The following is a 12,111-nucleotide window of genomic DNA, read 5'->3' as shown; positions in this document are numbered from 1 at the left end:
GTTGTCCACATGTGGACAACCACCCGGTATCCACTGACGGCCGCCTGCGGGGGTCGGAGGCCCCTCGTAGGATGGCCGCGTGGACCCCCTCGACACCCTTCCCGCGACCGATGGCGCAGCCGGCGCCGAATCCGATGCGGCGCGAGATGTGCTACGGCGGGTGTTCGGGTACGACAGTTTCCGCGGCGATCAGGCCGAGATCGTCGCTCATGTGGTGGCCGGTGGGGACGCCCTGGTCCTGATGCCGACCGGCGGGGGCAAATCGCTCTGCTACCAGGTACCGGCTCTGGTCCGCGAGGGCGTGGGTGTGGTGATCTCACCGCTGATCGCGCTCATGCAGGACCAGGTGGACGCGCTGAGCGCGCTGGGTGTGCGGGCCGGATTCCTCAACTCGACGCAGTTCCCCGATGAGCGCCGCGCGGTAGAGGCGCAGTTCGCCGCCGGTGAGCTGGACCTGCTCTACCTCGCGCCGGAACGCCTGCGGATGGAATCCACCGCCCAGCTCCTGGAACGCGGCCGGATCGCGCTGTTCGCCATCGACGAGGCGCACTGTGTCTCGCAATGGGGTCACGATTTCCGGCCCGACTATCTGGCGCTGTCCATGTTGCACGAGCGCTGGCCGGAGGTGCCCCGGATCGCGCTCACCGCCACGGCCACCGAGAAGACCCGCGAGGAGATCGTCACCCGGCTGGAGCTCGGCGCGGCCCGCCGGTTCGTCGCCAGTTTCGACCGGCCCAATATCCAGTACCGGATAGAACCCAAGAACCGGCCCGACCGGCAGCTGCTGGACTTCCTGCGCGCCGAACACCCCGGCGACGCCGGAATCGTCTACTGCCTGTCCCGTAATTCGGTGGAGAAGACCGCCGCCTTCCTCACCGAGAACGGTATCCGGGCCGTGCCCTATCACGCCGGCCTCGACAATCGGACCCGCGCCGAGAACCAGGCGCGATTCCTGCGCGAAGAGGGGCTGGTGGTGGTGGCCACCATCGCCTTCGGGATGGGAATCGATAAACCCGACGTCCGGTTCGTCGCGCATCTGGATCTGCCCAAATCCGTGGAGGGCTACTACCAGGAGACCGGTCGCGCCGGTCGTGACGGTCTGCCGTCCACGGCCTGGATGGTGTACGGCCTGCAGGATGTGGTGCAGCAGCGCAAACTGATCGAATCCTCCGAGGGCGACGCCGCGCATCGCCGCCGTCTGCAACTGCATCTGGACGCCATGCTGGCCCTGTGCGAGACGGTCGATTGCCGCCGGGCCCAGTTGCTGGCCTATTTCGGTCAGCCGCCGCTGCCCTGCGGTAATTGCGATACCTGCCTGACCCCGCCCGAATCGTGGGACGGCACCGTCGCCGCGCAGAAACTGCTCTCGGCGGTACTGCGCCTGAAACGGGAACGTGGCCAGAGCTTCGGCGCCGGTCACCTGATCGACATCCTGCTGGGCAAGCAGAACCAGAAGGTCCTGCAATACGACCATCACGAACTCAGTGTTTTCGGAGTGGGCGGCGATCTGCGGGATACCGAGTGGCGCGGTGTGATCCGCCAGCTGCTGGCACAGGGGTTGCTCGCGGTGCACGGGGATTACGGTGTGCTGACGCTGACCGAAGCCAGTGAGGCGGTGCTCTTCGACGGCCGCACCGTGCGGTTGCGCCGGGAGCCCGAGCGTCCGACACCCTCGCGGGCGGCCCGCGGCGCCAAAGCGGCCCGGTCCGCGCCCGCGGATCTCGGCGCAGCCGATGTGGATCTGTTCGAGAAACTGCGGCAGTGGCGGGCCGATACCGCCAAGGAACAGGGCGTACCCGCCTACGTCGTCTTCCACGACGCCACCCTGCGCGATATCGCCGCCCGCAAACCCGCCGATCTACCCGCGCTGGGCGCGCTGAGCGGGATCGGCGAGAACAAACTCGCCCGCTACGGCGAGCAGGTGCTCGAGGTGGTGGCGAGCGGCTGAGCCGGGTTTCGCGTGGAACATCCCGGCGCACATCGCGATTCACTCGGCGGTTGCTCCCGTCAGTGACGATAGGGGCCTGGACAGCACCCCCTAGCCTGGCAGTATGTCCAGTCAGCGCCCGCCGTGGTCCCGGTCACCCGGCCGTGCGGCGCCGGTCGCCCGGTTCGGCAGCCTGGACCCCGCGGTCATCCGCGCCGGAACCGGGAAGGGCCCGTCCGCACCGCCGGATCCCGGGAGCCGGGGCGAACCGGCGGGTCGTATCGGAACAGGCGCCGATTCCGACCCCACGGTCTCGGCGAATCTCCTGGGATCCGCGGTGTCGGCGGTTCCCGGGCACCCCGGGGGATCGCCCGCCACCTTGCCCGCCGTTCCTGCGGCCACCCCGCATCCTGCCTACGCCGAACCGGATTCCCCCGGCTTCCCGGCGGGCGAACACCCGGAACCCCAGGGCGCGGCCGGCGTCGATATCGAACCGGCCGCGGGGTATTCCGATGCGGACCTCGCGCTAGCGACCCGCTTCGACGGGCCGTCGGAAGAATCGCTTGCTGCCGGCGCCGCGGACCCGGACCGGTACCCCGGCGATCCGTTCGGCGAGGACCCACCGGTACGGGCACTCTCCCGGCCGGGCCCTTCCGGCCGATATGCGCTGCTCGGGTTGTGCCTGGGCCTGGCGGTGCTCCTGGCCGCCGGCGGTTTCTATCTGGGCCGCACGACCGGCCCGGACCAGGCAGGTACGCCGGGTCTGGCCACCGTGGCCTCGGCGCCGACGGCCACCGTCGAGGTGGTGCCACCACCCTCGAAAACCTCCGTGCCGGGGGCCGGTTCGCGCGATGTGGGGACCGGTTTCGTCTTCGGCAAGGTCCGGAGCAACGACGGCGAAACGCTCACCGTGAAAAGCGAAATCACCCCCACGGAGATCACGGTGCACACCGACCGCGACACGAAGCTGTACGTTCTCATGGCCAGCCGGGTCGAGGGGATCACCATCGGCGCGCCGGTGATGGTGTACGGGCGCAGACATGCCGACGGGTCGCTCACGGCGAATACCATCACCGGGCTGTCATTGCAGGCCTAGACGAACAGGTCGGTAAGCGGTCACAAGCTGACCTCAATTGTGTGGACAATCGAAGTATGGCGAATACGAGCACGCGGACGCTGCGCCTGCTGTCGCTGCTGCAGACCCACAAGTACTGGCCCGGCGGCGAGCTGGCCGACCGGCTCGGTGTCTCCGCGCGAACCCTGCGTCGCGATGTGGACCGGCTGCGCGAGCTGGGTTATCCGGTGGAGGCCCAGCGCGGCGTGGACGGCGGGTATCAGCTGGCCGCGGGTGCGGCGCTGCCGCCGCTGATGGTCGACGACGACGAAGCGGTGGCCCTGGTGGTCGGATTGCAGTCCGCCATGCAGGGCTCGGTGGCGGGTGTCGCGGAATCCTCGGTGCGTGCCCTCGCCAAGGTGGTGCAGGTGATGCCACCACGGTTGCGCCGCCGGGTCGATGCCATCCGGGCCATGACGGTCCCCGCCGAATGGAGCGGCGGCCCCGGGCCGGGCCCCGATCCCGCCACCCTGACCACCCTGGCGCTGGCCTGCCGCGACAGCGAACGCCTGCGTTTCTCCTATACCGCCGCCGACGGGAGCCGCACCGAACGTCATGTGGAACCGCACCGGCTGGTATCGCTGGGCCGGCGCTGGTACCTGGTCGCGTTCGATCTCCTGCGCCACGATTGGCGTAGTTTCCGCATCGACCGGCTCACCGGCCCGGCGGGCGACGGGGCCCGGTTCCGGCCGCGTGAGCTGCCCGTCGCGGACGCGGCCGAATTCGTGCGGGCGGGTGTCGACCGCATTTCCCGTCCGTACCACATCCGAGCGCTGGTCCGGGCCCCCGCCGACGATGTGCGTGCCCGGATCGGACAGTGGAGCACCGTCGAAACCGTCGCGGCCGACACCTGCCGGGTCACGATGAGTACCGATTCCCTCGATTGGCCCACCATGGCGCTGGGATCGCTCGACGCCGAATTCGAAGTTCTCGAACCGCCGGAACTCGTCGCTCAGCTCCGGTCCTGGGGCACGCATTTCCTGCGCGCGGCGAATGCCGACGACCCCGCCACCGCACCCTGATACGGGGCCGCGCGCAATCGTTGCGCGCGAACCTGTTCAGCGCGCCGCGCGGTTCCCGTTCGCGCGTCCGGACGGGGTCTTGCCGGTGTTGGGTAACAGGTGCACCGTCGCACCCGAGTCGGACGTACCCGCACCGACCCTGGCGGCGAGTTCGGTCGTCGCCTCGGCCAGCAGTTCGGGATGGGAGAACGGCATCCAGTGCCCGGCGGGTACGTCCCGGCGCCACAGCCGCGATACCCAGCGCGCGGAATCGTCGTAGCCCGCGGGCCGGACAGCGATATCGCGGCCCGCCACTATCAGCTGCACCGGAACATCGGTGGTGCGCTCGCGCGGGTTCAGCATCCGCGAGATGATGTTGGCCCGGTAGATCAGCAGGCCGTCGACCATATCCTGCTTCAGGGTGGGCCCGAAGTGGATCGTCGAGGCGGGGGTGCTGTTCATCAGCTGGATCACCCGCCGCCAGCGGCCCTCGGTGGCGACGGCCCCGAACAGCAGCCGGGGCAGCACCGGCGTCATGAACAGCCCGGTGTAGGCCGAGGAGAGCAACTGGGTGAACGGCTGCCACAGATTACGCGGGCTCGGGCTGCCCAGCCGGGCGCGCACCCAGGCGGCCAGATGGTCCAGATTCGGGCCGGAGACCGAGGTGAACGACGCGATCCGCTCGATGGCCCGCGGTTCGCATACCGCCTCCCATACCTGAACCGAACCCCAGTCGTGCGCGAGGACGTGCACGGGGCGTCCGGGGCTCACCGCGTCGGCGACCGCGTAGAAATCGGCGGCGAGTTCTTCCAGCCGGAAATCGGCGACCCGGGAGGTGCGGGTGGACGCCCCGTGCCCGCGGGTGTCGTAGGCGACCACATGGAATCGTTCGGCGAGCAGCGGGATCACCCCGCGCCACAGATGATGCGTATCGGGCCAGCCGTGGACCAGCACCACGGTTTCGGCCTCGGGATCACCGTATTCGAAGACTGCCAGGTCGAATCCGCGGTGGTGGACCGTCCGGGTGGTCTCGGGTAGGTCGGTGTTCGCTGCGGTCACGCTCACTCCTCGTGCTCTCGGTACTGCCGGGTGGTCGGGTTCGGTCGGGGCCGGATCTACAGATCGAGCACCAATCGGCCGCCCGCGCAGCGGGATACGCACACCAGCATCTCGCCGGCGTCGCGTTCGGCCGGGGTCAGGACGGAGTCCCGGTGCTCCGGCTCGCCGTCGAGCACCCGGACCTTGCAGGTCCGGCAGAAGCCCTGACGGCACGAGTACGGCTGATCCGGGCGGCTGTGCAGCAGCATCTCCAGGGCCGAGCGGTCGGCGGGGACCTCGATCACCGCACCGCCGCGGGACAACTGGATCTCGAAGGGGATGCCGTCGACGACGGGCGGTGCCGAGAAACGTTCGGAATGCAGTTCGACGCCGGGCATCTCGCGGACCGCGGCGGCCACGCCGGCGATCATCGGGGTGGGACCGCAGCAGTAGACGGCGGTATCGGGCCCGACGCCGTCCAGGAGTTCGGCGATGGCGGGCAGGCCGTGCCGCTCATCGGTACGTACCCGCGCGCGCGGCCCGAAACCTTCCACCTCGGCCAGGAAGGGGAGAGTGGAGCGAGCACGTCCGGTATAGATCGCGGTCCATTCGATGCCGAGGGCGTCGGCCAGCCGCATCATGGGCAGGATCGGGGTGATCCCGATACCGCCGGCCACGAACCGTACCCGCGCCGCCGGGGAACCGTGGCCGGGTGCGGCGAACGGGAAAGCGTTGCGCGGCCCCCGGACCACCAGCGCCCGCCCCACCGAGAGCTCGTCGTGTACCTCGGCCGACCCGGCGCCGCCCGGGATACGGCGTACCGCGATCCGGTAGGCGCGGGTGTCACGAGGGTCGCCGCACAGGGAGTACTGCCGCAGCAGACCGGAGGGCAGTTCGAGATCCAGGTGGGCGCCGGGCCGCCACGGCGGCAGCGGCCCGCCGCCCGGCGCGGCCAGGCGCAGGCTCACCACATCCTGGTCGGAGGCGACGACGCGCCGTTCGGTGACCACGAGCGGGATCCGGCGGTCGTCGACGCGGGGTCGCAGGTCGCGCAGGTTGGTCAGGGCGGTCCAGCGCATGCGGGCGCTCACCAGCGCGTCCAGCAGGCGCATGGTGCGATCGGCCCCGCGCCGGCCGTACAGATCGGCCGGTGGCCCGGACGCGGCGGGCCGCCCGGAATCGGTGATCGTCACGATGCCGCCCGCGCCGCCGGAGATTTCGCGAGATAGGCGATGGCCTGCGCGGTGGAACCCACCGTCTCCGGGGTGTAGCCGGGCTTGAAGGTCGACAGTGCGCTGATCAGCAGCGACGGGATTCCGGGCAGCGCACCGCGGCGCATCGCGCCCAGGATGCGCAGCAGCAGCCGCGGATATCCGAGGTCGGGCAGTGCCGGATCCCGGCGCACCAGGAATTTGGTGCCGCGGACCAGCAGAACCAGGAAGGTGGGGAAGACCAGCAGCATCAGCGCACCGCGCCGGAGGTAGCCGACACCGAAGTATTCGGCCACATCGTGGGCCACATTGCGATGTTCGACCTCCTCGGCACCGTGCCACCGGAACAGGTCGAGCATGCGCGGGTCGGCGTCGAACTTCTCCAGCTCGCTGTTGAGTATCCAGTCACCCAGGAAGGCGAAGAAATGCTCGAGCGAGGCGATAACGGCGAGCCGGTCCACCAGTTGCTGCCGCCCCGCCCGGGTGCCGGTGCCGCGTCGCGGTCCGACGGTGGTGCGGAACAGGTGCTCGGTCTGCCGGATGAACGGCCGCGGATCGATACCGTTGGCCGTGAGCAGCGATTCGTGCGAATCGGCGTGGGTTTCGGCGTGCATCGATTCCTGCCCGATGAAGCCGAGCATATCCTCACGCAGTTTCTCGTCCCGGACGAACGGCAGCGCTTCGCCGAAGGTCACCAGGAAATTGCGTTCGCCTTCGGGCAGTAGCAGATTCAGCGAGTTCAGCACATGCGAGGCGATGGGTTCGGTGCGCATCCAGTGCAGCGGGACCGCGGTCCAGTCGAAACTGACATTGCGGGCGTGGACTGCGACCTCGCCCGGATCGGTCGCCTGCCGTGCTGCGGGATGGCCGAAAAGCCCCATCGATCCTCCTCGATCGTCACCAGCTCCGGGCGCGACCGGAGTCGCGGCCGGAGATTGCCCCGGTCCCGCGATCATACCCATAAGTGCGACGATGGGTTACATATAGTTCCGCATTCGTGCTATTCGCCCGGCGGCTCCCACTGTGCGACCAGGTCCAGCAGGCCGGGGAAGCGATCGTCGAGATCCTCGACCCGGACCAGATTGCGCCCCGCTCAGGCCGAACTTGCCGGTCGGGCCGGACTGACCCAGGCAAAGATCTCGCGTATCGAGGGGGCCGACACTGTGCCAACCCTGCCGCTGCTCGCCGAGCTCGCCGATGCTCTCGACGCCACCCTCATATCGCTCTCGACGTCGATGCCACCCAGGTGACGTTTACGGGCCATCACGCCGACGCCGCTTGACCCGAGCCTCGAAATAGGACGAGGACGACGAAGGCCCGGTCCGAAAGGACCGGGCCTCTTGTGGAGCTGCCGGGAATCGAACCCGGGTCCTCCGCCGCGTCACCAGGGCTTCTCCGTGTGCAGTTCGCTGTGCCTCTGCTCGGATCTCCCGGTCTCGCGAACAAGCCGGGATGACGATCCCAGTCGCTGTGAGATGTCCCGTACGACTCCGCGACCGAGCCGCACGGTGAGCCCTCTAGCTGATGCCGGCACCGAAGCCGAGGGCGAACCTCGGGCCGACAGAGACGCTATCGCTTAGGCAGCGAGAGCGTACTCGCGCTGATGAGAATCGGCGCTTAATTGGTTGCAGCGACGCTTACGGTGGTCTCTTGCCTGCACCGACACGCTTCCCCTGAATCAACGTACGCAGTCGAAACCGTTCAGCCCCGTACGTCCCGGCACCTTGCCGGGCTAGTCATGCTAACACTTCGGGCAGTGTCGTTCATTCCCGTTTTCCGGGCGCCCGGGCCGCTCGCGCCCGGCGTCAGCGCATGCCCTTGATCCGGCGCCCGATCTCCCGGGTGACCTCCCGTTCGGCGGTGCGCCGTGCGAGGTCCTGGCGTTTGTCGTAGTCCTGTTTACCCTTGGCGAGGGCCAGTTCGACCTTCACCTTGCCGTCGGAGAAGTACATCGATAGCGGCACCAGCGTCTGATTGCCCTCGCGGGATTTGCCGACCAGGCGTTCGATCTCCCGCTTGTGCAGCAGCAGTTTGCGGACCCGCCGAGGAGAGTGGTTGGTCCAGGTGCCGTGACTGAACTCGGGGATGTGCAGGCCGCGCAGCCAGACCTCGCCGTTGTCGACGGTCGCGAAGGCGTCCACGAGCGAGGCCTTGCCCTCGCGCAGGCTTTTGACCTCGGTACCGACCAACGCGATCCCGGCCTCGTAGGTGTCCAGGATCGTGTAGTTGTGCCGCGCCCGGCGGTTGGTCGCGATAACCTTGCGCCCCTTCTCCTTCATATCGACAACCTTAAGGCGCTGCGGCAACCGGATTATTCCCCGGTCGCCGGTCAGGTGGGTTTCAGGATCAGGTAGAGAACGAAGACCGCGACGAAGGCGGCGACCAGCAGCACGGTCGACAGCCGCGGACGGCGTCGCGGGCGGGGGGTCCGGCGGCCCAGCCAGCCGAGTTCGACAGCGGGATCGATCTGTGGCCCGCGTGGAGGAACGGCATCGACCGGCTCGCCGGGCGCGGGTCCACCGATGTCCGCGCCGGTCGCTTGATCGGAGTCATCTCCGGGTGGCATGCACGCAGAGTAACGCCGTCACGACGAATTCGGAGGCGATGCGCGTTACCGGCCGGCCGGTGCGGATCTCAGCGCGGAGATCTGAGGATGCGCAGGGTGATCCCGAGGCCGACCAGAATGCAGGCGGTAGCGACCAGGGCGGTGCCCAGCGATTGGGTGATGGCGGCGATTCCGGTGCTGAAGATCAGGCACGTGGCCAGTGCCAGCAGCGCGGTACCCCATTCCATGCCGGCGATCCGGGCGGGTCGATTTCGCAGGGCTGCCATGGATTCGGAGTACCCCAGCGGATTGGTTATCAAACCGTTACGGCCGAGGTTCTCCGCGGGCCGGGCGCCGACCCGCAGGTCGGCCGTACGGGGTGCGTAATGGCTGGCCATAGCGGGACCTCCGTCTCGGTGTCGGTGCGGCAATTGTGTTCAGCGTAACGGAGAAATCTCTGCCTGGATACCGCACGGCAAATCTGGAGAAAAGGGTCACAGACTGTGCCGTGAAGCGGTCTGTTACCGCGATCTGGGCGTGATGTGCCGGGGTAAAACGGCAGTTGGCGGGGACCGGAACGGCTGCAGGAAGCGGTACGGAACCGCAGGTTTCCGAAACGATCGGATAACAGACCAAAAGTCCGTAATTCGGTAGCCAAATATTTGCCCGGTATCCTCGTGGACTGTGGTAAGAGGACGGTGATCAGCGCGTGCCTAAGCTAGGGGCATGCCGATATCAGACTTCCGGGTATCTCGCCGGCCTCGGTTGCGAACAGTCCCGCGGACGGGTGGGGCACGCCGGTGACCGAGTGGTACGAGCGCACCGGCCGCATCACGATACTAACCGGCGCCGGTATCTCCACCGACAGCGGAATCCCGGATTTCCGCGGACCGCGGGGAGTGTGGACCGAGGATCCGATCGCCGAGCTGCTGTCGACCTACGACAACTACATGGCCGACCCCGCGTTGCGGGCGCGGTCCTGGCTGGCGCGCCGGGACAATCCGGCCTGGGCCGCGCAGCCCAACGACGCCCATCGCGCGCTGGTCGACCTGGAACGCTCCGGCCGGGGAGTCACGATCATCACCCAGAACATAGACCGGCTGCACCAGCGGGCCGGGTCGGCGCCGCAGCGGGTGGTCGAGATCCACGGGAATATGTTCGACGTGGTGTGCGTCGGCTGCGCCTACACCGCGAGCATGGCGGCCGCGCTGGAACGCGTCGCCGCGGGTGAAGCCGATCCGCCCTGCCCGGAGTGCGGCGGGATCCTCAAGGCCGATGTCATCATGTTCGGCCAGGCGCTCGACCACCGCACGCTGCTGAAGGCCTCGCTGGCGGCGGAGACCGCGGAAATCTTTCTCGCCGTGGGCACTTCCCTGCAGGTCGAGCCCGCGGCCTCGCTGTGCGGGCGGGCGGTCGCCGCGGGCGCGGATCTGATCATCGTGAATGCCGAGCCCACGCCCTATGATTCGCTGGCGACCGAGGTGATCCGCGAACCCATCGGCAGCGCGTTACCCCGGCTGGTCGAGACGATCCTGAACCGCTGAGACCGGGCCGAGTACGCGGTCGAGATAGGCGTTGGCGAACCGGCCCCGCGGATCGTAGCGGCGGCGCACCTCGGCGAAACGGTCCCAGTCCGGGTAGCGACCGCGCAGGGTGTCGGCGGTCTGGAAATGGCGTTTGCCCCAGTGCGGGCGGCCGTCGAAGCGGTCGAAAACCGCTTCGCAGGCGCGGAAGAAGGGCTCGTACTCCATGCCCTGGTATTGATGCACCGCGATATAGCAGGTGGGGCGGCCACCCGCGGGGGAGAGGAACGCGTCGTCGCCGGACACCCAGCGCACCTCGATCGGCATCGGACTGTCGAATCGCTTGGCGGTCTCCTTGATCTCGCGGATCGCCTCGACCGAATGCTCGCGCGGGATGGCGTATTCCATCTCGGTGAACCGGAACAGCCGGGGGCTGGTGAACACCCGGTAGGAGCGATCGACCTGGCGCCGGTAGCTGCCGGCGTACGCCGCGCCCCGGTGAATCCACGGGATCAGGGCGGGCCGGCGCCGCGCGACCCGGCACAGGGCGTCGAAGGCGTGGTTGGACAGCAGGACGTCGGCGAACCAGTCCACCAGTTCGCCGCGCGGGGCGGCCGGCAGCTCGACCCGGTTGTTGCGCTTGGTCATCGCGATCGGGCTGTGCGCGAACATGTAGAACTCGAAGTGGTCGTTGTCGTCGATCAGGGAATCCAGATCGGCTAGTACGTCCTCGACCGGCACCGGTCGCTCGATGCCCTCCAGAACGAAGGATTCGACGAGCTGGACCGTGAACGCGGTCACCACGCCCAGCGCCCCGAGGCCGACCCGGGCCGCGCGCCAGGCCTGCGGATTGGATTCCTGCGAGAGTTCGGTGACCCGGCCGTCGGCCGTCATCAGTTCCACCGAGTGCAGGGCCGCGGAAATATTCGGCAGCCGCCCGCCGGTGCCGTGGGTACCGGTGGCGGTGGCGCCCGCGATGGTCTGTACATCGATATCGCCGAGATTGGGGAAGGCCAGGCCGTGCGCGTCCAGCTGGTCGTTGAGCGCGGCGAGTGTCATCCCGGCCTGGACCCGGGCCCGGCCGGTGTCCCGGTCGACCGCCAGGACGCGGTTCATCCGGGACAGGTCCAGCAGGACGCCGTCGGTGAGGCAGGTATCGGTGAACGAATGGCCGGCCCCCGCCACCCGGACCCGCTGCCCCTCATCGGCGGCGCGTCCGAGTTCGGCGGCCAGTTCGGCGTGATCGCGGGGTGCGGCCAGCCGCGCCGGTGCGCACTGCTGGTCACCGGCCCAGTTCACCCATAACTTGGTCACACGTCCAACTCTAGGGCATCGCCGGGGACCGCGCCGGAAAACGGGTACAGCCGTGTGATCAGCGCGGCCGGTTGGGAAAGGGGCCGGGTCTGGCGGCCTTGGCCTGCTCCACCTCGGCCAGGCTGAGGGCGTTCACCGGCAGGGCCTGGCGCGCCGAGGTATCGGCACGAATGCCGTTGAGGGTGATCGCCATGTACCGGCGCCAGATATCGGGATCCACCGGGCGCGCGAACTCGGCCAGTGAATCGACCATGAGGATCAGCGCGAACAGGTCGGTGGCCTCGATTTCGGGCTGCACCACACCGGCCGCCCGGGCGCGCTCCATCACCGCGGCCACCGCCGGGCCGACCCGATCCTGCCCACAGCCGAGCCGGATCGGATCGTCGCGCAATTCGAGCATGACCTCGCTGAACCCGCGATTGGTCGCCATATGCCGGC

General features: G+C 68.6%; 13 protein-coding genes and 1 other RNA gene. 5 read left to right on the top strand and 9 right to left on the bottom strand.

Going from position 1 to position 12,111, the window contains the following annotated elements:
• The first annotated feature begins 79 nt into the window (after positions 1-79).
• From recQ to ACWDU1_RS20315, 3 genes are all read left to right on the top strand, one after another.
• Positions 80-1,948, top strand: coding sequence for a DNA helicase RecQ (gene recQ, locus ACWDU1_RS20325; protein ID WP_450000542.1), 1,869 nt, complete (start codon positions 80-82; stop codon positions 1,946-1,948).
• 103 nt (positions 1,949-2,051) lie between these two features.
• Entirely contained in the window at positions 2,052-3,023 is a 972-nt protein-coding gene (locus ACWDU1_RS20320; RefSeq protein WP_450000540.1) for a DUF5666 domain-containing protein, read from the top strand.
• 56 nt (positions 3,024-3,079) lie between these two features.
• Positions 3,080-4,063 (top strand): helix-turn-helix transcriptional regulator, encoded by a 984-nt coding sequence (locus tag ACWDU1_RS20315; RefSeq protein ID WP_450000539.1) that lies wholly within the window; start codon positions 3,080-3,082, stop codon positions 4,061-4,063.
• 36 nt (positions 4,064-4,099) lie between these two features.
• Here the strand turns inward: ACWDU1_RS20315 and ACWDU1_RS20310 are convergent, their stop codons facing one another.
• The 3 genes from ACWDU1_RS20310 to ACWDU1_RS20300 form a co-directional block, all read right to left on the bottom strand.
• A complete protein-coding gene (locus ACWDU1_RS20310; RefSeq protein ID WP_450000538.1) occupies positions 4,100-5,101 on the bottom strand; it encodes an alpha/beta fold hydrolase in 1,002 nt (333 codons plus the stop codon).
• Positions 5,102-5,157: 56 nt separating this feature from the next.
• Positions 5,158-6,192 (bottom strand): PDR/VanB family oxidoreductase, encoded by a 1,035-nt coding sequence (locus ACWDU1_RS20305; RefSeq protein WP_450000544.1) that lies wholly within the window; start codon positions 6,190-6,192, stop codon positions 5,158-5,160.
• Positions 6,193-6,269: 77 nt separating this feature from the next.
• Positions 6,270-7,172, bottom strand: coding sequence for a metal-dependent hydrolase (locus ACWDU1_RS20300; protein ID WP_450000537.1), 903 nt, complete (start codon positions 7,170-7,172; stop codon positions 6,270-6,272).
• Between ACWDU1_RS20300 and ACWDU1_RS20295 the strand changes: the two genes are divergently transcribed.
• The gene (locus ACWDU1_RS20295) at positions 7,155-7,541 is read left to right on the top strand and encodes a helix-turn-helix domain-containing protein (protein WP_450000535.1); all 387 of its coding nucleotides are present in this window, start codon (positions 7,155-7,157) and stop codon (positions 7,539-7,541) included. The two genes, ACWDU1_RS20300 and ACWDU1_RS20295, sit on opposite strands and share 18 nt — an antisense overlap.
• A gap of 90 nt (positions 7,542-7,631) precedes the next feature.
• Here ACWDU1_RS20295 and ssrA read toward each other — a convergent pair.
• From ssrA to ACWDU1_RS20275, 4 genes are all read right to left on the bottom strand, one after another.
• Positions 7,632-8,000, bottom strand: a transfer-messenger RNA (tmRNA) gene (ssrA, locus tag ACWDU1_RS20290).
• Positions 8,001-8,096: 96 nt separating this feature from the next.
• Complete coding sequence (gene smpB / locus ACWDU1_RS20285) at positions 8,097-8,570, bottom strand: SsrA-binding protein SmpB (protein ID WP_450000533.1); 474 nt, start codon at positions 8,568-8,570, stop codon at positions 8,097-8,099.
• Positions 8,571-8,620: 50 nt separating this feature from the next.
• Positions 8,621-8,857, bottom strand: coding sequence for a hypothetical protein (locus tag ACWDU1_RS20280; RefSeq protein WP_450000532.1), 237 nt, complete (start codon positions 8,855-8,857; stop codon positions 8,621-8,623).
• A gap of 68 nt (positions 8,858-8,925) precedes the next feature.
• A complete protein-coding gene (locus ACWDU1_RS20275; RefSeq protein WP_450000530.1) occupies positions 8,926-9,234 on the bottom strand; it encodes a hypothetical protein in 309 nt (102 codons plus the stop codon).
• 402 nt (positions 9,235-9,636) lie between these two features.
• Here ACWDU1_RS20275 and ACWDU1_RS20270 point away from each other — a divergent pair, with 402 nt between their 5' ends.
• Positions 9,637-10,380, top strand: a complete 744-nt coding sequence (locus ACWDU1_RS20270; RefSeq protein ID WP_450000528.1) for an SIR2 family NAD-dependent protein deacylase — start codon at positions 9,637-9,639, stop codon at positions 10,378-10,380.
• Here ACWDU1_RS20270 and ACWDU1_RS20265 read toward each other — a convergent pair.
• A complete protein-coding gene (locus tag ACWDU1_RS20265) occupies positions 10,345-11,673 on the bottom strand; it encodes a D-arabinono-1,4-lactone oxidase (protein ID WP_450000526.1) in 1,329 nt (442 codons plus the stop codon). The genes ACWDU1_RS20270 and ACWDU1_RS20265 overlap by 36 nt on opposite strands.
• A 58-nt stretch (positions 11,674-11,731) precedes the next feature.
• The coding region (locus ACWDU1_RS20260; protein ID WP_450000524.1) for an SbtR family transcriptional regulator at positions 11,732-12,111 on the bottom strand (380 nt) is incomplete at its 5' end.

It is taken from the genome of Nocardia sp. NPDC003345 (assembly GCF_053589395.1).
The sequence above is the reverse complement of the archived record's forward strand: the minus strand, read 5'-3'. Positions and strand labels throughout refer to the sequence as shown.